Origin of the sequence: Streptomyces sp. H27-C3, assembly GCF_030063415.1 — a bacterium.
Lineage (GTDB): Bacteria > Actinomycetota > Actinomycetes > Streptomycetales > Streptomycetaceae > Streptomyces.
Genome location: NZ_JASITA010000001.1, coordinates 167,056 through 186,536, shown reverse-complemented (window position 1 = coordinate 186,536; position 19,481 = coordinate 167,056). Strand labels below are relative to the sequence as shown.

Here is a 19,481-nt window from a genome sequence, read left to right as displayed (position 1 = left end):
AGAGGAGTGACCATGAGCGTCGCAGACGAACCCCGTGGCCGAGCGCAGCAGATGCGCGAGAAGGCGAAGCAGCTGAGTGACGCCGCAGAGCGTGCCAGCGACCCGCAGGACCGTCAGAGGCTTCAGGAAAAGGCCCGGCGGTTGCAGGATCAGAGCATGCAGGAAGGCTCGACGGGTGGGCAGGACCAGTACTTCCCCGAGTGACACACCCGGCTGTTCACGGCCGAATGCCTCCCGTCCGCCGAGCGGACCGGGAGGCATTCGGCCGCGCCGCAGGAAGGTGACGACCCGGTGCTCCGGATCGTCGTCGAGAGGGTCGATCGGCGGAGTTCCTGTCACGGCAGGCTCGATCGGCGGAGTTCCGGTCATCGCGGCCGCCGCCCAGAACTCGGCCACCAGCGCCACCGGCACCGGACGGCTCGCCGCCACACCAGCGCGAGCAGCAGCCAGGTCAGCGGGTCTGCCTGCCGGTAGCCGGTTCGTTCACCGCGGCGTCGGATGCGGTGAACAGGCCGACCACCGCCACCACCAGCAGATCCTTGGCCCGCGGAGGCAGCGCCCGCAGACGCTCCGAGAGGCGTCCGGGCAGGCGGTCAAGAGCTGTCACGCGCTTCACGGCTCTCACGCTATGAGACGCACCACCCCGGCGCCTACGGCAGCGGGAGTACATCTCGGCGGCACGTGTCGGCGGGTCCGGCGGGTACCGGGGCCGTTCCCGGGTACGCGACGCGTCCGCGTTGCGGGGCGGCCCGGGGCGCGGCAGGGTCGAGGGAGCGAGCTCTAGGAGGACACCCCCATGCCCATCGCCACAGTGAATCCCGCGAACGGCGAGACACTCAAAACGTTCGAAGCGCTGGGGGCCGAGGAGATCGAGCGCCGCCTCGCGGTCGCCGCTGCGACCTTCCAGCAGTACCGCACCACCGATTTCGCCGAACGGGCCCGGCTGCTCGGCCGCGCCGCCGACCTGCTCGAGCAGGATCAGCAGGACATCGCCCGCACCATGACCACCGAAATGGGCAAGCCCGTGGCGGCCGCCCGCGCGGAGGCGGCGAAGTGCGCGAAGGCGATGCGCTGGTACGCCGCGAACGCCGCGGAGCTGCTGGCCGACGAGTACCCGTCGGACGACGAGGCCAAGGACGCCGGTGCCTCCAGGGCGAGCGTCCACTACCGCCCCATCGGCGTGGTCCTGGCCGTGATGCCGTGGAACTTCCCGCTCTGGCAGGTCGTACGCTTCGCCGCGCCCGCCCTCATGGCAGGCAACGTCGGCCTGCTCAAGCACGCGTCGAACGTGCCGCAGACCGCCCTCTACCTGGCGGACCTCTTCAAGCGGGCCGGCTTCCCCGAGGGCTGCTTCCAGACACTCCTCGTCGGCTCCGACGCGATCGAAGGCATCCTGCGCGACCGCAGGGTCGCCGCCGTGACACTCACCGGCAGCGAACCGGCAGGCCGCTCGGTCGCGTCCATCGCGGGCGACGAGGTCAAGAAGACCGTCTTGGAGCTGGGCGGCAGCGACCCGTACGTGGTGATGGCGTCCGCGGACGTCGAGCGGGCCGCGAAGACCGCGGTCACGGCCCGGGTGCAGAACAACGGGCAGTCGTGCATCGCGGCCAAGCGCTTCATCGTCCACACGGACGTCTACGACGCCTTCGTCGAGCGCTTCACCGCCGGTATGGCCGCCCTCGCGGTGGGCGACCCCATGGAGGAGTCCACCGACGTCGGCCCACTGGCCAGCGAACAGGGCCGGGCCGACCTGGAGGAGCTCGTCGACGACGCCGTGCACCGGGGCGCGCGGGCCCTGTGCGGCGGCGGACGGCCCAAGGGCCTGGACGCCGGCTGGTACTACACCCCGACGGTCCTGGCCGGAGTCACCTCCGACATGCGCATCCATCACGAAGAGGCGTTCGGCCCGGTCGCGACCGTCTACCGGGTCGCGGACCTGGACGAGGCCGTGGCGCTGGCCAACGACACCCCCTTCGGGCTCAGCTCGAACGTGTGGACCCGCAGCGACGAGGACGTCCAGCGGTTCGTACGCGACATCGAGGCGGGCGGTGTTTTCTTCAACGGCATGACGGCCTCCCACCCGGCGCTGCCCTTCGGCGGTGTCAAACGGTCCGGCTACGGGCGTGAACTCGCGGGCCACGGCATCCGCGAGTTCTGCAACATCACCACCGTGTGGCACGCCGCCGAACCGGGCGGGTGACGCCCCCGCAATCGGACGGCATCCACGGCACCCCCACCGGAGAGGCGCGACAACCGTGCAGCACACCAGCCCGTAGAGGGTGACCGAGGACACGACCCGGTCCCCCGGTCACCCTGGATGTCAACGGCACCGCACACACCATCGACCTCGATCACCGCGCGACCGTCCTCGACGCGCTCCGGGGGCACCTGGACCTCACCGGCGCCAAGATAGGGCTGCGACCACGGCCAGTGCGGCGCCTGCACGGCCATCGTCGACGGGCGGCGCCAGAACAGCTGCCTGCTGCTGGCCGTCGCGCACGACGGCGCCACGGTCACCACCGTCGAGGGCCTGGCCGACGGCGAAACAACTGCATCCGCTCCAGGCGGCGTTCCTCGCGCGCGACGCCCTGCAGTGCGGCTACCGCGCCCCCGGGCAGGCCGGCGCCGGTGATGATGTGTTTCCAGGTGGTGAAGCGCAGGGTGGCCGGGTAGTGGGGACCGAACTTCTGGGTCCGCTGACGGACCGTCTCGTACGACAGGACGAGGCCGCGCTCCAGCATCAACTCCCGCACCTGACGGAAACTGAGCGCGAAGCGGTGGTACAGCCACACGCAGTGGCTGATGATCTCCGGCGGGTAGCGGAAACCCTTGTAGGAGAGGGTGTCCACGAACGGCCCTTCCGGCTGCGAGAACAACCCGATGATCATGCCCGCCAGACGGGGATACGACCAAGTCGACAACGCACGCGCGGGCGGCCGTCGTCACACCAGCAGTGGCAGGGACTCCAGGCCCCGCATCAACCGGGTGTGACGCCAACGGAGTTCCTCGGCGGGGACCGCCGGGCGGGCCTCCGGGAAACGCGTGATGAGCGCCCGGAGCGCGATCTCGGCCTCGGCACGCGCCAGGGGCGCGCCCACGCAGCGGTGGATGCCGTGGCCGAAGGCGAGATGCGCCTTGCTGTCCCGGTCCAGGTCGAGCCGGTCGGGCTCGGTGAAGCGGGCGGGGTCGCGGTTGGCCGCACCGGGCGCGATGAGCACCGGGACGCCAGCAGGGATCTCGGTGCCGCCGAGTGTGAGTGCCTCGGTGCTGTAGCGGAACGTGGCGATGCCCACGGGGGAGTCGAAGCGCAGCAACTCGTCGATGGCGCCGCCGAGCAATTCAGGGTCCTCGCTCAGCTGCTTGAGCGAGTCCGGGTGCTGCACCAGGGCCAGCGCCGCGTTGCCGATGAGGTTGGTGGTGGTCTCGTGACCGGCCACCAGGAGGAGCACGGCGAGCGAGACGAGCTCCGCCTCGGACAGCCGGTCGTCGCCGTCCCGCACGGCGATGAGGTCGTCGATCAGGCCGTCCCCGGGCCTGCCACGCTTGGCCGCGATCAGATCGGTCATACAGTCGGCGATGGCGTGCGAGGCCGCGTCGGCCCGCTGCGGTTCCCCCGCGGCGAAGAGTTCGCTCGACCACTCGCGCACGCGCCCCCGGTCCGCCTCCGGGACTCCGAGCAACTGGCAGATGACAGTCACCGGCAGCGGCACCGCGAGGCTCGCCACGAGATCGACTGGCCTCCCGTTCCGCGGCCAGTCGTCGAGCATCGTGTCGACGAGGCCGGTGATGTACGGGCGCAGCCGCGCGACGGCCCCCGTGGTAAACGCCTTCGTCACAAGGCCCCGCAGCCGAGCGTGTTCCGGCGGGTCGGTGGCCAGCATGCTCTGGGAGACGGCCGGATGGATGTCGCGCCGCGACGGCTGACCGGCGAAGAATCGTGCGGTGTTCTTCGAAAGCCGGGGGTCGGCGAAGGCCTCGCGGGCCTCCGCGTGGCCGGTGACCAGATAGCTGTACCGCCCCCCGGAGCCGGTGGGGACCCTCTGTACCGGGGCCGCGCCGCGCAGCTTCGCGTACATCGGGTACGGATCGGCGAAGAACCGCGGGTCCTGCAAAGGGTCGCTCATGCCCGCGACCCCGCTTCCGCGGAGGCCGGTGCGCCGTCGGCGTCACGCACGATGTCGCCGTGCGCGTACGCGTGGGCGACGAGCAGCAGCCACTCGGTCTCGGCCCGGAGGTTGCCCTCGCGGGACTCGGTGCCGGGAGCCTGCGGGGCGGCCTCGCCGGGCAGTTCGTCGCCCGCTGCCTTCGCGCGGACGGCGGCCGACAGGACGGCCGCCTCCACGATCGCGTCGCCCTGTGCGGTGTCCGCGAGACCGAGCGAGGCGACGGCCCGCACCGCGCTCTCCTGGACTGCCACGGAGCGGTGGGGGCGCAGGGCGAGCCCGCCGTCGTTGATCTCGATGACCCGGCGGTGCAGGACGAAGTCCGAGTCGTCCGCGTGATCGTCCTCGTGGGAGTCGGCGGGGTCGAGGACGACTTCGGGGGTCACGCCGGTGACCTCCTTCCAGAGCGGTCCGAGCGCCGCGAAGGACCGCGACTCCCACCGCCGCCGCAGGAACTGGCTGAACGGCCAGGCCACAGCGGGGAGTGTGAGGCCGAGGGTGATGAGAAGCACGGCCAGGGCCGGCGAGGTCACACTGAACAGGCAGCGCACGGGGACGAGGGGCGACGAGCACCGGGAATGGTCCGCGACGAGGCCGAGCCCGAGCCCCAGCGAGATCATGACGAACACCTTGTACGCCGAGTACAGCAGCGCGAACAGGCAGCCGACGGCCGTCATGCGCAGCCCGACGCGCTGGCTCGTGCGCCGGGAGCGCTTGGACTGCTTCCAGGTCTGTACGAGGAAGTCCTTCGCGGTGATGCCCAGATACGAGATGTAGATCAGGACGTAGAGCGCGTAGATCCTCGGCGAGCGGTCGTTCATCTCCTCGGCGGCGAACAGCGCGGTCATCCCGGTGACGGCGATACCGAGGAAGAGCACCCGCAGCCGGATGCTCCGCCGGGCGACTTCTGGCTCCAGATTGAGCTGGAGCATGAAGGCCAGCACCGAGGTCGCGGCGGCCAGCGTGAAGGAGTTGCTGAGCAGCCGGCCCACGTGGGGGACCACGCTCTCCGCCGCGTTCTCCAGGAGCGGTGTGTACGACGCGAAGGCGAGGGCGAAGGAGACGAGCAGCGCGGCCATGGCCCACGTGCCGGTCGGCCGGTGGCCGCCCCGTCCGCGAACCCAGTAGACGGCTGCGAGGAGCAGCACGATGGCCACTCCGGAGAAGAGCAGGCTGATCATGGGCGGCGGCGGCCCTTCCTGGGTGGTTTGGCGAACAGGGCTTCCCAGCTCTCGGCGCCCTTGGCGGGCCGGCTGGGCGGGAGTTCACGCCCGCGGTAGATCCGCTGGCGGATGACGGTGGCCATCATCTCGGCCTCGCGCTCGTCGTCGGTGGAGTAGCTGGTCCGGCCCGACATGCGCTGGACCAGAGTGGGGTTGAAACCGATTGCGTGGAACGCCTCGGCATCCAGCTCCAGGCTGCCCGGGTGGTCACAGAGGATGTGACTCACCTCGTGCGCCAGGATGTGATTCTGGTGCAGCGACGACGTCGCCTCCTCATAGAAGAGGAGGTCGGCCTCCGGCGTCTCCAGACGGATCCCGCACGGTGCGTCGATCGCGCCGAGTGTGCTCAGTGGCCTGAGGATGATCGGACGGCCGCGCAACTCCGCCACGGCATCGCACAGATGCCGGGTGTTGAAACGGTGGGGCAGCCGCAATGCTCCCACGCGCTCCTCGCACTCCGTGCGGAGCCGCTCAAGGTCCATGATCGTCCTGACGTCGCTCGGGTCTGGACCCATGTGGGCGCAACCCGGGTGCGGCTGGGGGATGATCCGGAAGAGCTTGCCCCAAATCGCTCGAAAGCTTAGGCGATTGCTCGGACCGATTCAAAAAAATGTGCCCTCCCCGGCGAAACACCGGGCAAGGGGGACCTCTAGTCGTCGAATTTGAGGTTGTTCGTCGGTGTGTCTCCCGGCAGGCCCTCCAGTCGACGCGCCTGCTCGATCACCGCGGACAGCATCTGAAGGCTCTCCGTACTCAGGCCATTGGCCCGCAGCGCCACGGTCCGCACTCCCTGGTCCCGCATGGCGGCCAGGACGGCGATCTCCGCGCGCGCGCGTTCGGCGGTCTCCTCGTCGAAGAAGTAGCCCGCGGGCACACCGAAGAAGCCGGCGAGCGCTTTGATGGTGTGCCGCGTCGGGTTCTTCTTGGCGCCGGTGCGCAGCTGCTGGATCGCGCTCGCGGTGAGCCCCTTGCCCTCGCCCCCCGACGCCTCCTGGATCCCCTCGGCGACCTCTGTGTACGTGTACGGCCCGCGGGCGGGCGGATGAACCTCCCTGAAGAGGTGGTCCAGCAGCTGCGCGAAGGTGTGCCCCGCTTCGTCTGTCACGTCCAGTACATCCTTCTCGCCATGATCGCCGCGCTGTCCACTCTGGTGTGGGAGGAGCCCGGTATGTGGTGGTCCCGCCCAACTGTAGTTGACGCAGGCCCGCAACTGAGGTGTACGTTTCAGTCAGTGCCAGTCACACCAGAGTGTTGCTCTGCTGATCAGGTGCCATATGCTGCCCTGGCCACACGGCCGAGGCCACTGGGGCGGCGGCCGGGTTCCACGGGGGTGGGCCCGGCCGCCACACTGGAAGATCGCACAGCTTTCGGGCCCGTCCGGTCGTCCCGTCAGGACTTCACGCTCACGGCCGGGCGCATGGCTGTGGGCCGCCCCCGCGCGGGAAGCGGCCCACCTCTTCACTGCACCTGTTCACTCCACCGGAGTGCTCAGCACTCGCGCAGACCCGGCGCCGGGTCCACCGTGGTCCTGAGGTCGACGGCCGGCATGTTGCCCCACTGGCCGTTGTCCAACTGGGTCCAGTACCAGATGTTGTTGCCGCCCCCGTGGCTGTCGCCGCGGCCCCAGCAGGCGAACCAGCTGAACGTCGAGTTCATCTGGCCGCGCACGGCCGAGCCGTACGACCGGTGTGCGTAGCCCTTGGCGCCCTGCCGGTTGCCGCAGTAGAGCCTGCCGTCCAGCGGACCCCGCACTCGGCCGCGGGCCCGGCGGGCGCCGCCGTGGCGGGCGCGGTGACAGTGACCAGACCCGCAGTCAGGGCGAAGGCGGCGAGAGCGGTGGCGAACTTCTTGCGTGCGTTCATCAGGTCTCCTTGAGCGAGGTGCAGATGGTGCGGCAGAAGTGCTGGACGGGCCCGGCGGCTCGTCGCGGACAGCTGGACGCGTCCGGAATGCCAGGTTCGGCCCGGCACTCGAAGCCTGGTCCGCGCGGCATGGGCTGTCGAGGACCCTGGTGTCTCCTGAGGCGACAGGAAACGGGAAACCCCCAGGGAAACGACCGTCAGAAAGCGGCACACCCCGGCCGCTGGCGCCGGTCGGGGATCAGCCGCTTCCAGAACTCGGCGTCCACGTCACCGGTCAGGTCGCAGATGTGCGTACCGCGTCGCCGTACGTCGACGCTCCACAAACGCACCGTGCCGTCGTTGCTGCTGCTCACCCACGTGCGCGTGCGCGGATCGAAGACCACGCCCCAGACCGCACCGGTGTGCCCCGACAGGGTGGCGGTGAGCCGGCGGCGCGCGGTGTCCCAGAGCCGCACCGTGCCGTCGCTGCCACTGCTCGCCAGCGTCCGCCCGCCCGGATCGAAGGCGACCGCGCGCACCGCGCCGCTGTGCCCGGTGAGCGTCGCGAGGGGCCGGCGGCCCGTGGTGTTCCAGAGACGGACGGTGCCGTCGTTGCCGCTGCTGGCGAGTATGCGGCCGTCGGGGCGGTACGCCAGACCGCGCACGGAACCCGTATGGCCCCGCAGGACGGACCGCACCCGGCGTTCCCGCACGTCCCACAGCCGCACGGCCAGATCGTCGCCGCCGGAGGCCAGTGTCCGGCCGTCGGGGCTGAAGACGACGGTGTTGGCGAAGTCCTGATGCCCGGTGAGGGTGGTGAGGAGGGTACGGCGGCGGGCGTCCCAGACCTTGACGGTGCGGTCGGCGCTCGCGGAGGCGAGGAGTCGTCCGTCGGGGGAGAAGGCCACGCCGAAGACCGAACCGCTGTGCCCGGTGAGGGTGGCGAGGAGCGTGCGGCGGCGGGCGTCCCAGACCTTGACGGTGCGGTCGGCGCTCGCGGAGGCGAGGAGTCGTCCGTCGGGGGAGAAGGCCACGCCGAAGACCGAACTGCCGTGGCCGGTGAGGGTGGTGAGCAGCGTGCGGCGACGTACGTCCCACACCTTGACCGTACGGTCCACACTCGCCGAGGCCAGCAGCCGCCCGTCCGGCGAGAGCGCCGATTGCCAGGCCTCGGCGAACGGGCGCGCCGTGAGCGCCGCCCTGCCCAGGTCCCACAGCACCACGGACCGGTCGAAGCTCGCCGTGGCCACCACACTTCCGCTGACCGCGGCCCCGAGCACATAGTCGGTGTGCCCCGACAGTGTGGCGGTCACCCGGTGGCTCGCGGTGTCCCACACCTTCGCCGTGCCGTCGCCGCTGGTGCTGACGACGGTGGCCCCGTCCTCGCCGTACGCCACCGCGTTGACGTCGTCGCTGTGCCCGGTCAGCGTGGCCCTGACCCGGTGACGCGGCAGATCCCACACCCGCACCGTACGGTCGGCGCTCCCCGAGGCCACGCTCCGGCCGTCGGGGCTGAACGCCACGCCCAGCACGCCGTCGCCGTGTCCCTTGAGCGTCACCTGGAGTTCGCGGCGTGCCACGCCCCAGACCTTCACCGTACGGTCGGCGCCGCCCGAGGCGACACTTTGCCCGTCGCGGGCGAACGACACGCCCATGACGCTGTCGCCGTGTCCTCGTAGCGTTGCCCGGAGCCGGCGGCTCGCCACGTCCCAGATCCGCACCGTGCGATCCACGCCGCCCGACACCAGGCTCCGTCCGCCGAGGCCGAAGGACACCGACCGCACCACGCCGACGTGGCCGACCAGCGTTCCGGCGGGCTGACGGTCCGCCACCCGCCACAGCCGTACCGTCCCGTCGTAGCCCGCTGACGCCAGGAGCCGCCCGTCCGGGCTGAACGCCACCGCGACCACCGCACCGCCGTGCCCCGTCAGGGTGTCGACCGGGCGACGGTGGCCGGCCCCGCCCCACAGACGGACCGTGCCGTCCGAACTCGCCGACGCCAGGAGGCCACCGCCGGGGCTGAACGCCACCGCGTTGACCGGCCCCGTGTGCGCGCCGAGCCGGCCCGCGAAGTACTGGGCCTGCGTGCTGAGGAGCGCGCCGCGTGCCTCCGTGGTCGGCGCGGTGCGGTAGGCCTCGGCCGCCAGCAGTATGGATGCCTCCGGCTGCCCCGACGCCAGCGCGCCGGACCGTACCGCCATCGCCTGGGACATCGCGGTGCGGCGCTCGTCGAACGCCCGGGACCGCTGCTGGAAAGCCAGGGCGCCCGTGGCGACCGCGACGACCAGTAGCGCCGCCAGAGTGACCAACAGCCTTCGGCGGGTGCGGACCTGCCGGCGCTCGGCCCGCCGCCTGCCTGTCTCCTCCGCCCGGCCCGCGTCCAGGAACCGGGCCTCGGCCGGCCCCAGTGCGGCCCTGCCGTCGCTCTGCTCGGCCCACTCCCCGGCCGCGGCCAGCCGCGTCCCCCGGTAGAGGAGCCCCGGGTCGCACCGCTCGCGCAGCCACTCGGCGGCGGCCTTGGCGAGCTGCTGGTGGATCAGCAGCCCGGCCCTGCCGGTCTCGATCCAGCCGCGCAGCCGGGGCCAGGCACGCAGCAGCGCCTCATGGGTGATCTCCACCGCATCGCGGTCGACGGTCATGAGCCGCGCCCGTACGAACGCGTCGAGCGCCGCCTCCACCCCGCGCCGATCGGGCAGTTGGTCGAGAAGCAGCTCGCGGCTTGCCCTGCGCCGGGTCGCCGTGCCGCTCTCGCCGTCACCGACCTGGACCAGCCTGATGAGGATCCGCCTGGCCATCTCCTGCTCGGGCGGGTGGAGGCGGCTGAACACTTCCTCGGCCGTCCTCGCCACGGCCCCGTGGATGCCGCCCGTTCTCTCGTACCCCGCCACGGTCAGCGTGCGGCCGGTGCGCTGCTGCCAGGTGACCAGCAGCGCGTGCGCGAGCAGCGGCAGGGCGCCCAGTGAGGCGGGAGCGAGATCGTCCGGTCGGCCGGGGCCCGCGCCGCCGACCCCCACGTCCCGCAGCAACAGCCCAATCAGCCCGGCCTCCAGGACGAGCCCGGCGCGCTCCGCGGGCAGCGTGATGGATTCGCGCAGCTCGGCGCCGGTCATCGGGCCCAGGGCGAACAGGCCGTGCGAGAAGACGGTGGCCAGCTCGGGGTGGTCCAGGCACCGGCCGCTGAAGTCGGCCCGTACCCCCAGGACCACCACCGCCTGCGCGTCCGCCTGCGCGTCCGCGGTGGCCAGGGCATCGAGCGCCGCGACGAAGGCGCGCCGCTGCGCCTCGTCGGCGCACAGCGTGAAGGTCTCCTCGAACTGGTCGACCAGCAGCATCAGCCGGGCCCCCGCCAGGAGGGGCCGTACGGTTTCGGCGAGCAGCACGGGCTGCCCGCACAGCGCCTCCGGGCTCACACCGAGCCCACGCCCCAGGGCGTCGGACACACCCCGCAGCAGCTCCTTGAGCGGATCTGCGGTGGGCGTGCACACCACCACCGGCCAGTTGCCCGAGCCGGCGCCCGGCAGCGCCCCGCGCCGCAGCGCCGGCACCAGTCCGGCCCGCAGCAGCGAGGACTTGCCCGCCCCGGACGACGCGACCACGGCGAGCGGCCCGTGGCCCACTCGTTCCGCGAGCCGCGCCACCAGCTCCGCGGTGGCCCGCTCCCGGCCGAAGAACCACTGCGCGTCGGCCGGGCCGAAGGCCGCGAGACCACGGTAGGGGCACACCGAATCCACTGGCCCGGACGGCACCGCCTGGCGCGCCGCCGGGACATCGGGCACCAGCCGCACCAAGGCCCCGCCCGCGTCCAGGACCTCGTCGCAGCGCCTGGCCACATCGGGCGTCGGCGGCTTGCCACCGTTCTCGATCTTGCTGAGGTAGCCCTTGCTGTAGTGGATCGAACGGGCCAGCGCGGTCAGTGAGATGCCGCGCTCACCGCGCAGCCGCCGCAGTTCTTCCCCGAAGGAACATGTGCCTCGTACCCCGTCCATGCGGGGCACCGTACAGGTCGGTAACGGTCAATTCCCCTATGTACCAACCCGTTTGCCTGAATTCCAGCGAGTGTGACGTATGGGTACCGGTCTCGCGGTAAAGAGGGCGCCCGGGTCAGGTGCGGGACGGCCTTACGACGGTGAGGGCGAGCAGCGCCCCGGCCCCGCACAGCGCGCCGACACCGACCCACAGCGGGTCGTACGAGCCGAACGCGTCCCGCGCCGCACCGCCCGCGAAGGCCGCGATCCCTGCGCCCAGTTGGTGCGCCGCGCCGACCCAGCCGAAGACGATCGCACTGTCACCGCCGTACAGTTCCCGGCAGAGCGCGAGTGTCGGCGGCACCGTGGCGACGTCGAGCAGCCCGAAGAGCACCACGAAGGTGACCATCGGCGGGCCGGCCGTCGCGGTCATCAGCAGCGGCAGAGCGAGCAGGGTGAGGCCGCGCAGGGCGAAGTACGCGGCGAGCAGGCGCCGCGGATCGAAGCGGTCGGTCAGTCGGCCCGAGGCCACGGCCCCCACCACATTGAAGACACCGATCATCGCGAGGAGCGAGGAGGCGACGGTGGCGGGCATTCCGTGGTCGTGCGCGGCCGGTGTGAAGTGGGTCCACATCACGCCGTTGGTCGACGCGCCGCAGATCGCGAAGGTCGCCGCCAGCAGCCAGAAGGGCCCGGTGCGCGCGGACCGCAGGAGCGCCCGCACTGTGCGCCTGGCCGCCCCCGGCGCCGACGCGGGGCGTGCGGTGAACTCGCCCGCGCCGTAGGCCCGTACGCCCACGTCCGCCGGATGGTCGCGGAGCAGCAGGAGAACCAGCGGGAGTACGACTGTCACCGCCACCACGAGCGTCAGGGCCGCGGTGCGCCAGGCGAAGCGCTCCACGACCCGGGACAGCAGCGGCAGGAACGCGAACTGCCCGAAGACACCGGCGGCGGTGAGCACGCCGGTGACCAGACCGCGGCGCCGTACGAACCAGCGCTGGGTGACGGTCGCGGCGAAGGCCAGCGCCATCGAGCCGCAACCGGCCCCGACGAGAACGCCCCAGGCGAGCACGAACTGCCAGGGCGCCGTCATCACGGTGGTCCACAGCGCCCCGAAGGCGACCAGGGCCAGCGCGGTCCCCACCACCCGGCGCATCCCGAAGCGGTCCATCAGGGCGGCGGCGAAGGGGGCGGTGAGCCCGTACAGCACCATGTTCACGGACGAGGCGAGACCGATCGTGGAGCGCGACCAGCCGAACTCCCGGTGCAGCGGGCCCACGAGCAGGCCCGCCAAGGTGGTGAAGGCCCCCGCGGTGATCACCGCGAGCGCCGCGACCCCTGCCACCGGCCAGGCCCGGTGCACCCGGTTGCGTACGGGTAGGGGTTGGCGCCGCGCGGGGCAGTGCTGCTGAGGACTTCGGAGACTCTGCCGCATGCACTCGACCCTGGTCCGGTCACCCACACCGAACCAGTGGCTGGATGGCCATGGTGTGAAAGAATCTCGCCATGCCCGCATTCCGGAGCCCAGGAAGTCCAACAGAGCGCGGAAGTCCAACAGAGCCGGGAAAACCGGCAGGCCCGGGAATCCCGGCGGGTCCGCACCGGATCGCCGTTCTCGTACGCGGGGGTCTGCTCACCATGGAACTCGGCATCGTGCACCGCCTGTTCCGGCAGGCCGTGTCACCGGCGGGCGATCCCCTGTACGAGGTGCTGACCTGCACGGTGACGCCCGGCGAGATCCGTACGGACGCCGACGTCAGTATCAATGTCGTGCACGGCACGGAGATTCTCGCCGAGGCCGACACCGTGATCGTCCCGGCCTCCGACGAGGACTACACGCCCGGCGTCGCCCCGCACCTGTCGGCCGAACTCGCCGACGCGCTCAGCCGCATTCGCCCCGGTGTCCGCACGGCCTCCATCTGCACCGGCGCGTTCGTGCTCGCGGCGGCGGGGCTGCTCGACGGCAGGCGGGCCACCACGCACTGGCGATCCACCGCCGACCTGCAAAGGCTCCACCCGGCGGTGCGCGTGGACCCCGATGTGCTCTACACCGACGATGGTGAGGTACTCACCGCCGCCGGCGTCGCCTCCGGCATCGACCTGTGCCTGCACATGATCCGCCGCGACCACGGTGCGCAGGTGGCCAACGAGGTGGCCCGCGGCACGGTCGTCCCGCCGCACCGCGACGGTGGCCAGGCCCAGTACGTCCGGCGCCCCGTCCCCACGCCCCACCGCTCCTCCACCGAGCCGGCCCGCGCCTGGGCCCTTGACCACTTGGGGCACCCCGTCACCCTGGCGGAGCTCGCCGCACGGGCCTCGATGAGCACCCGCACCTTCTCCCGCCGCTTCTGCGAGGAGGTCGGCCTGACCCCGGTCCAGTGGCTGACCGCCCGGCGGGTCGACCGGGCCCGCGAGCTGCTCGAGGAGTCGGACCTGCCCGTCGACCGGGTGGCGGCGGCGGTCGGCTTCTCCACCGCGGTGTCGCTGCGTCAGCATCTGCATACCGCGCTGGGGGTCTCGCCGAGCGCGTACCGCTCGACCTTCAGGGGCGCCATGGTGACGGATGCCGACCCGGGCGGTCCGGTCGAGAGAGCAGAGCAGCAGAAGGAGCAGCCGTGAAGCCGGACGCCAGCATCTCCTACCAGCAGGTGGTCTTCCGGGACCGGACCGCGGGGTTCGCGTTCCTCACCCGCTCGACGGCCACCAGCGAGCACACCATCGAATGGGACGACGGCAATACGTACCCCGTCGTCGACGTCGAGATCTCCTCGGAGAGCCACCCCTTCTACACGGGGAAGGCCAGGACGCTGGATGCGGAGGGCAGGGTCGCGCAGTTCGAGCGCCGCTACGGGCAGGACGGGCAGGACGGGCAGGACGGGCAGGGCGGCGAGCCCCCCGCGGCCGGACAGCCCGACCGCCGACGGGTCCTGACGCGGCCGAATCATCCTGCGGGCGGATCGTCCCGCCTCCGGGTCCGCCGCGGTCAGATCTCGTTCAGGTCCTCGATCAGTTCCTCGGTCAGCCCTTCCTCGGGGCCCTCGTCCCGGTCCTCGTTCGGCGCGTCCGGGTCGTCCTCCTCGTCGCCGGTCGCCGGTTCGATGTCCGGCTCCTCCTCGGCGAGCAGCTGATCGAGCGATTCGCCGCGCCGCGCCTCCTCGGCCGTCGTACCGAAGGACTCGGCGGGCGACCAGTGCTCGGCCGGGGTGATGCCCGCGTCGAGCGGGTCGGAGTCCAGGTCGTCGCTCATCAGCGTGTCCTGCGCGTCCAGAACGCCGTCATCCTCGGGAAGCTCCGTGTTGTCTTCGCTCATCAGTCCCACTCCGTACTCGGTTACGGCCTGGCTGGGCTCCCCACGCTGCCGCAGGCGGACGCCCTTCGCATCCGGAACATACGACAGTGCCGGATGTGAAGGGGGTGGGCGAAGTGAAAGTCGAGCGGTCACCTGATGTTCACCGGATGCGGGCCGGGTAGGCGCCAACCAGAATGCCGACTGACTGATCGACGAAACAAGGAGGCGGTATGAGCGAGGAATCCGTTTCGAAGCGAGACCCGTCGGAAGTGACCCCCGACAGCTTGCTGCACACCGGCGCCAGCGACGACGTCACCCCCGAGGACCTGGTGCTCGCCTCGGGGCGCGACGTGACGCCGGAAACCCTGGAATGGGCGCGGCGCCGCTTGGAGAAGGAGGGCCGCGCGGCCATCGACGCTCAGCTTCCTTAGCGTGTACGGGTTCGGCCCGTCGCGTAGACACGGCTGACGAAGTCGGCGAGCTGCTCGGCGGGCAGGCTCCGGGCCAGGTCCGCCTCGGTGACCACACCGGCAGGCCTGCCGTTGTCCAGGATCAGCAGCCTGCGGATGCGTGCCTCACCCATCACCCGTATGGCGTCGGACGCGTCGGCGGACACATCGACGGACACGGGGGCACCCTCCGAGAGGTCCCCGGCGGTCACCTTCGCCGGGTCGTGGCCCGCGGCGACACACTTCACGATGATGTCGCGGTCGGTGACGATGCCGATGAGTTCCTTGTCGCCGTTCTGTACGGGCAGCGCGCCGATGCGGTGGTCCCGCATCAGCTGTGCCGCGCGGTCGAGTGTCTCGGTCGCCGGAATGCACCGGACGTCACGGGTCATCAGGTCACGGACAGTGGTCACGAAGATCCTCCGGGGTCGACGGATGCGCCACAGCCATGCTGGACGTACCCCGGGTGGTCAGCGACCGGACGGGCTCTTACGGGTGACTCGGGGTTCACCGGTGCGGGTGAACCGTGGAGAGGCAGGACGCGCCGGAGCCGCCCGGCCCGGGGGAGCTGACTTGGGCCGGACGGCTTCGGCGTGACGCCACAGGAGACCGCTCCGTCATGACGCCTCTGCGCGGTCGGCCCGTCGCCCGTGGGCACGTGACGTCTTCCACGTCCGCGCACCTGCCGGGCCGGGGCGCTCGCGTCGGCGACGACGCGCGGACGCCTCCGGGAGTCGCGGGCCGACCGCCGTCCTTGTGGTGGCAACCCTCGTCGCAGTCGCTCCACGGCGGCAACTCGCGTCGTTCGTGCGCCGTATCGTCGGGAGATGGACATCGAAAGCGGGACATCGCCCGAGGCCGGGATGACAACCGGGGCCGTGGCGCTGCGACTTGGTGTCGCCCCGACGACGCTGAGGTCTTGGGACCACCGGTACGGTCTTGGCCCCGCCGCGCGCGAGGGTGGCAGGCACCGGCGCTGGGCGCCCGACGACGTGGCCCTGCTGGAGCGCATGTGCCGCCTCACGGCCCACGGTGTCGCGCCGGCCGAGGCCGCCCGGCTGGCCCGCAGGCCCGACGGGCCGCAGCACGGACAGGCAACGCCGGGGCACGACACGCGCTCCGGCCGCGTCGTCCCGATCCCCGCTCCGCGCACCGCCGCGCGGGCCGGCCGTGGTCTTGGCCGGGCCGCCGTACGCCTCGACTCTCCCCGCCTCGACACCCTGTTGGCCGCGTCTGTCACCGAGCACGGACTCGCCGGGGCCTGGGAGGTGGTGATGTCGCCGACGCTGCGCGCCATCGGCCGCACCTGGGCCGAATCCGGTGACACGGCGGGCGAACGGTACGTCGAGGCCGAGCACTTGCTGTCCTGGCACATCTCCACCGCCCTGCGCGGCGGCTGCCGCCCGAAGGACCCGGAGAGTGACGAGCCCCCGGTACTGCTGGCCTGCGTACCGGGCGAGACGCACACCCTCGCCATGGAGGCGCTCGCCGCCTCCCTGGGTGAACGAGGCCGGCCGGTAAGGATGTTCGGGGCTGCGGTGCCCGCCGGGGCCCTGTCCGAGGCGGTGCGCAGGACGGGGCCGCGCGCCGTGGTGCTGTGGTCCCAGACCCGCCTCACGGCCGACCGCGTCCTGGTGAACCTGGTGCGCGCCACGGCCTGGGGCATCAGGGGCGCACGGTTCCGGCCCACCGTGCTGATCGCCGGTCCCGGCTGGACGAGGATGCGCGAGACGGCCGGGGTCCGCAGGCCCAGGAGCCTGGCGCAGGCGCTGGACTTCATCGAGGCGGCGAACGACGGCTGACCCGGGGGGCGATCGGCCGCGCACCCGAACCCCCGGAGGCGCGGTTGGGGGAAGCCCTTCCAGATTCTTGGAACACGTTCTAGTCTGTGCGCCGCCATAGGGAACGCGATACTCCTGGAGGGGCCGTGCACCTCGAATACACGCCTGAGCAGCAGCAGTTGCGCGCCGAACTGCGCGCGTACTTCGCCGAGCTGGTGCCGGACAACGTATATGCGCGGTACGCCGACCCGGCGGCCCAGAAGCGCTTCTACCGTGAGACCGTCCGCCGCCTGGGCACCGACGGCTGGCTCGGTGTGGGCTGGCCCAAGGGGTACGGCGGGCGGGGACTCTCGCCGATGGAGCAGTTCATCTTCTTCGACGAGGCCGCGCAGGCCGGTGTGCCGCTGCCACTGATGGCGCTCAACACCGTGGGCCCGACGATCATGCAGTTCGGTACGGACGAGCAGAAGACGTACTTCCTGCCCAGGGTCCTCGCCGGCGAGATCGACTTCGCGATCGGCTACAGCGAACCCGACGCGGGCACCGACCTCGCCGCCCTCAAGACCCGCGCCGTACGCGACGGCGACGAATATGTCGTCAACGGCCAGAAGATCTGGACCACCAACGGCGACACCGCCGACTGGGTGTGGCTCGCCGTCCGCACGGATCCGGACGCGCCACCGCACAAGGGCATCACCATGCTGCTCGTGCCGACCGACGACCCCGGCTACTCCTGCACCCTCATCAACACCCTGGCCTCGCACGACACCACCGCCAGCTACTACGAGAACATCCGCGTCCCGGTCTCCCGCCGCGTGGGCGACGAGAACAAGGGCTGGCGGCTCATCACCAACCAGCTCAACCACGAGCGCGTCACCCTCGCCGCCCACGGCACCATGGCCATCCGCGCCTTCCACAACGTCCAGCGCTGGGCCGCCGACACCAAGCTCGCCGACGGACGCCGGGTCATCGACCTCGGCTGGGTACGCGGACGCCTCGCGAAGACCCACATCAAACTCGACGCGATGAAGCTACTGAACTGGCAGATGGTGTACGCCCTGCAGAACGGCACGCTCACCCCGCAGGACGCTTCGGCGGTGAAGGTGTACGGCTCCGAGGCACGCCGTGACGCGTACGCCTGGCTGATGGAGATCGCCGCCGCGGCAGGCCCGCTGAAGGAGGGCTCGGCGGGCGCGGTCCTGCACGGCGAACTCGAACGCGGCTACCGCTCCGCCGTCATCTTCACCTTCGGTGGCGGCAACAACGAGATCCAGCGGGAGATCATCTCCTGGATCGGCCTGGGGATGCCGCGGGTGCGTCGCTGACGGGCGGAGCCATCGGACGGCACGCATGCCGGACTTGCCGCCGACGGGCCTTTTGGGCACTCGTCGGTCGGAGCGCACTGCGCCGGCGGGTCAGCCACTTCGTCGGCGTTACGCCCACCGCGTGAGCCGACCGGTGAAGGCGGCTCAGGGGCGGCCGACCTCGGCGCAGCACGCGACAGCCTCCTGCCCGGAGGTGAAGCTCCGCCGGCCGGGCCCGGTTCCCGCCGCGGCGCTCCCCAGCCGGCCCACTACGGCCACCGGGCGCCCCTGAGCGCCCAGGCCCGTGAGGGCGGCCCGCACCATTTCCGTGGCGCGGGCATCGACGCTCATGACGTCCGCGAGGTCGAGGACCACCCCGCCTCCGGTCTTCAGGGCGAGGGGGGACAGTGCGTACAGCAGCCGTTCAGCGGCGGTGAAGTCGATGGCCCCTTGGGCGGCCACCAGGGTCACCCGCTCGTCCTGCCCGCCGCTGAGGGAGAACGTGGGGGCGCCGCGTGCCGGGTTGTGCATCAGGTGCAGGCCGAACCGTTCGGAGAGCTCCCGCATCGCCGCCGCGCCGCGCACCGGCGTTCCGGCCGGATCCAGCGGCGGACTGAAGGCGGCGACGCCGAATCGTGCGGGGCTCGCGGCGATCAGCCCGCCCGCGACCCCGCTCTTCGCCGGCAGCCCGACCCTCAGCAGCCACTTGCCGGAGGCGTCGTACATGCCGCACGAGGCCATCACCGCAAGCACCTGCACCGCCACCGGCTCCGGCACGACAGCGCTGCCTGTCACCGGGTTGGTGCCGCCGTTGGCCAGGGTCGCCACCATGACCGCGAGGTCGACGGCGGTCACCCGCACCGCGCACTGGCGGAAGTAGGTGTCCACTGCCCCGGACGGGTCGCCGGGCAGCGACCCCGTGCTGCTCATCAGGCAGGCGAGCGCGCGATTGCGGTCCCCGGAGGCCGACTCCGAGGCGTACACGCTCTCGTCGACATCGAGGTTGCGCCCCGCGAAGCGGCTCAGGATTCCCAGGATGCGATCGAAGCGCCGCGCCCCGGTGGGGCCGGGGATCAGGGCCGTGCAGGCGATGGCCCCGGCATTGATCATCGCGTTCGCCGGACGCCCGGTCCCCGGTTCGAGACTGATCGCGTTGAACGCCTCGCCGCTCGGCTCCGCGTCCACCCACCGCGTCACCTCCTCCAGGCCCAGCTCGGCCAGGACCAGGGCGTAGACGAAGGGTTTGGACACAGACTGGACGGTGAACGGCGACTGCGCGCGGCCCGCCCGGTACTGATGGCCCTCCATGCTCACCAGGGCAAGACCGAAGGTGCCCGCGTCGGCCAGGGCGAGCTGCGTGATGTAGTCGGCGAGTTTGCCGTCGCGCTGGCTCGCCAGCCGGGCGTGGACCTGCGTCAGGGCGGCGGTCACCGGGTCATGCATCGCCATTTCGTCATGGAATGCAG

At 71.6% G+C, this 19,481-nt stretch carries 17 protein-coding genes and 3 pseudogenes; 8 read left to right on the top strand and 12 right to left on the bottom strand.

Annotation, left to right across the window (positions count from 1 at the left end):
* Nucleotides 1–12 precede the first annotated feature (12 nt).
* Nucleotides 13–204, top strand: a complete 192-nt coding sequence (locus tag QMK30_RS00600; RefSeq protein ID WP_283515093.1) for a DUF6381 family protein — start codon at nt 13–15, stop codon at nt 202–204.
* Between the two features lie 247 nt (nt 205–451).
* Here QMK30_RS00600 and QMK30_RS00595 read toward each other — a convergent pair whose 3' ends face one another.
* Nucleotides 452–616 (bottom strand): hypothetical protein, encoded by a 165-nt coding sequence (locus QMK30_RS00595; RefSeq protein WP_283515092.1) that lies wholly within the window; start codon nt 614–616, stop codon nt 452–454.
* Between the two features lie 180 nt (nt 617–796).
* On the opposite strand from QMK30_RS00595, the gene QMK30_RS00590 reads away from it, so the two are divergent.
* Both QMK30_RS00590 and QMK30_RS00585 read left to right on the top strand, forming a co-directional pair.
* A complete protein-coding gene (locus tag QMK30_RS00590; RefSeq protein ID WP_283515091.1) occupies nt 797–2,200 on the top strand; it encodes an NADP-dependent succinic semialdehyde dehydrogenase in 1,404 nt (467 codons plus the stop codon).
* Between the two features lie 113 nt (nt 2,201–2,313).
* Nucleotides 2,314–2,618 (top strand): annotated as a pseudogene (locus QMK30_RS00585) ((2Fe-2S)-binding protein); the annotation flags it as partial.
* A 36-nt stretch (nt 2,619–2,654) separates the two neighbouring features.
* Here the strand turns inward: QMK30_RS00585 and QMK30_RS00580 are convergent.
* From QMK30_RS00580 to QMK30_RS00545, 8 genes and pseudogenes are all read right to left on the bottom strand, one after another.
* A pseudogene (locus QMK30_RS00580) lies at nt 2,655–2,888 on the bottom strand (hypothetical protein); the annotation flags it as partial.
* 54 nt (nt 2,889–2,942) lie between these two features.
* Nucleotides 2,943–4,124, bottom strand: coding sequence for a cytochrome P450 family protein (locus QMK30_RS00575; protein ID WP_283515090.1), 1,182 nt, complete (start codon nt 4,122–4,124; stop codon nt 2,943–2,945).
* On the bottom strand, nt 4,121–5,344 hold the full coding sequence (locus tag QMK30_RS00570) for an MAB_1171c family putative transporter (protein WP_283515089.1): 1,224 nt from the start codon (nt 5,342–5,344) through the stop codon (nt 4,121–4,123). The genes QMK30_RS00575 and QMK30_RS00570 overlap by 4 nt, the downstream gene beginning before the upstream one ends.
* The gene (locus QMK30_RS00565; protein ID WP_283515088.1) at nt 5,341–5,901 is read right to left on the bottom strand and encodes a regulator component; all 561 of its coding nucleotides are present in this window, start codon (nt 5,899–5,901) and stop codon (nt 5,341–5,343) included. The genes QMK30_RS00570 and QMK30_RS00565 overlap by 4 nt, the downstream gene beginning before the upstream one ends.
* Before the next feature lie 134 nt (nt 5,902–6,035).
* Nucleotides 6,036–6,491 (bottom strand): helix-turn-helix domain-containing protein, encoded by a 456-nt coding sequence (locus QMK30_RS00560; RefSeq protein WP_283515087.1) that lies wholly within the window; start codon nt 6,489–6,491, stop codon nt 6,036–6,038.
* 383 nt (nt 6,492–6,874) lie between these two features.
* Nucleotides 6,875–7,138, bottom strand: a complete 264-nt coding sequence (locus QMK30_RS00555; protein WP_283515086.1) for a hypothetical protein — start codon at nt 7,136–7,138, stop codon at nt 6,875–6,877.
* Nucleotides 7,139–7,445: 307 nt separating this feature from the next.
* Entirely contained in the window at nt 7,446–11,213 is a 3,768-nt protein-coding gene (locus QMK30_RS00550; protein WP_283515085.1) for an nSTAND1 domain-containing NTPase, read from the bottom strand.
* A gap of 115 nt (nt 11,214–11,328) precedes the next feature.
* Nucleotides 11,329–12,627 (bottom strand): MFS transporter, encoded by a 1,299-nt coding sequence (locus tag QMK30_RS00545; RefSeq protein WP_283515084.1) that lies wholly within the window; start codon nt 12,625–12,627, stop codon nt 11,329–11,331.
* A gap of 71 nt (nt 12,628–12,698) precedes the next feature.
* On the opposite strand from QMK30_RS00545, the gene QMK30_RS00540 reads away from it, so the two are divergent.
* Both QMK30_RS00540 and QMK30_RS00535 read left to right on the top strand, forming a co-directional pair.
* A complete protein-coding gene (locus tag QMK30_RS00540; RefSeq protein WP_502963027.1) occupies nt 12,699–13,811 on the top strand; it encodes a GlxA family transcriptional regulator in 1,113 nt (370 codons plus the stop codon).
* Nucleotides 13,808–14,071: pseudogene (locus tag QMK30_RS00535) on the top strand (type B 50S ribosomal protein L31); the annotation flags it as partial. The gene QMK30_RS00540 and the pseudogene QMK30_RS00535, both read left to right, overlap by 4 nt.
* A 104-nt stretch (nt 14,072–14,175) precedes the next feature.
* Here QMK30_RS00535 and QMK30_RS00530 read toward each other — a convergent pair.
* Nucleotides 14,176–14,502 (bottom strand): hypothetical protein, encoded by a 327-nt coding sequence (locus QMK30_RS00530; RefSeq protein WP_283515083.1) that lies wholly within the window; start codon nt 14,500–14,502, stop codon nt 14,176–14,178.
* Nucleotides 14,503–14,711: 209 nt separating this feature from the next.
* Here QMK30_RS00530 and QMK30_RS00525 point away from each other — a divergent pair, with 209 nt between their 5' ends.
* Nucleotides 14,712–14,912: a hypothetical protein gene (locus QMK30_RS00525; protein ID WP_283515082.1), complete on the top strand. Its 201-nt coding sequence runs from the start codon at nt 14,712–14,714 to the stop codon at nt 14,910–14,912.
* Here the strand turns inward: QMK30_RS00525 and QMK30_RS00520 are convergent.
* Nucleotides 14,909–15,343 (bottom strand): CBS domain-containing protein, encoded by a 435-nt coding sequence (locus QMK30_RS00520; RefSeq protein ID WP_283515081.1) that lies wholly within the window; start codon nt 15,341–15,343, stop codon nt 14,909–14,911. The genes QMK30_RS00525 and QMK30_RS00520 overlap by 4 nt on opposite strands.
* 414 nt (nt 15,344–15,757) lie before the next feature.
* Between QMK30_RS00520 and QMK30_RS00515 the strand changes: the two genes are divergently transcribed.
* Nucleotides 15,758–16,732 carry a MerR family transcriptional regulator gene (locus tag QMK30_RS00515; RefSeq protein WP_283515080.1) on the top strand — a complete coding sequence of 325 codons (975 nt, stop codon included), beginning with the start codon at nt 15,758–15,760 and terminating at the stop codon, nt 16,730–16,732.
* Nucleotides 16,733–16,857: 125 nt separating this feature from the next.
* The gene (locus QMK30_RS00510) at nt 16,858–18,036 is read left to right on the top strand and encodes an acyl-CoA dehydrogenase family protein (protein WP_283515079.1); all 1,179 of its coding nucleotides are present in this window, start codon (nt 16,858–16,860) and stop codon (nt 18,034–18,036) included.
* A gap of 144 nt (nt 18,037–18,180) precedes the next feature.
* Here QMK30_RS00510 and glsA read toward each other — a convergent pair whose 3' ends face one another.
* Complete coding sequence (gene glsA, locus QMK30_RS00505) at nt 18,181–19,464, bottom strand: glutaminase A (protein ID WP_283515078.1); 1,284 nt, start codon at nt 19,462–19,464, stop codon at nt 18,181–18,183.
* Nucleotides 19,465–19,481: the final 17 nt, after the last annotated feature.

Excerpts from the sequence above, each read along its gene's own strand:
- QMK30_RS00525 (WP_283515082.1), top strand. The coding sequence starts at position 14,712 with ATGAGCGAGGAATCCGTTTCGAAGCGAGACCCGTCGGAAGTGACCCCC.
- QMK30_RS00600 (WP_283515093.1), top strand. The coding sequence starts at position 13 with ATGAGCGTCGCAGACGAACCCCGTGGCCGAGCGCAGCAGATGCGCGAG.
- QMK30_RS00540 (WP_502963027.1), top strand. The coding sequence starts at position 12,699 with ATGCCCGCATTCCGGAGCCCAGGAAGTCCAACAGAGCGCGGAAGTCCA.
- QMK30_RS00570 (WP_283515089.1), bottom strand. The coding sequence starts at position 5,344 with ATGATCAGCCTGCTCTTCTCCGGAGTGGCCATCGTGCTGCTCCTCGCA.
- QMK30_RS00565 (WP_283515088.1), bottom strand. The coding sequence starts at position 5,901 with ATGGGTCCAGACCCGAGCGACGTCAGGACGATCATGGACCTTGAGCGG.
- QMK30_RS00550 (WP_283515085.1), bottom strand. The coding sequence starts at position 11,213 with ATGGACGGGGTACGAGGCACATGTTCCTTCGGGGAAGAACTGCGGCGG.
- QMK30_RS00515 (WP_283515080.1), top strand. The coding sequence starts at position 15,758 with ATGGACATCGAAAGCGGGACATCGCCCGAGGCCGGGATGACAACCGGG.
- QMK30_RS00575 (WP_283515090.1), bottom strand. The coding sequence starts at position 4,124 with ATGAGCGACCCTTTGCAGGACCCGCGGTTCTTCGCCGATCCGTACCCG.
- QMK30_RS00545 (WP_283515084.1), bottom strand. The coding sequence starts at position 12,627 with ATGCGGCAGAGTCTCCGAAGTCCTCAGCAGCACTGCCCCGCGCGGCGC.
- QMK30_RS00590 (WP_283515091.1), top strand. The coding sequence starts at position 797 with ATGCCCATCGCCACAGTGAATCCCGCGAACGGCGAGACACTCAAAACG.
- QMK30_RS00530 (WP_283515083.1), bottom strand. The coding sequence starts at position 14,502 with ATGAGCGAAGACAACACGGAGCTTCCCGAGGATGACGGCGTTCTGGAC.
- glsA (WP_283515078.1), bottom strand. The coding sequence starts at position 19,464 with ATGGCGATGCATGACCCGGTGACCGCCGCCCTGACGCAGGTCCACGCC.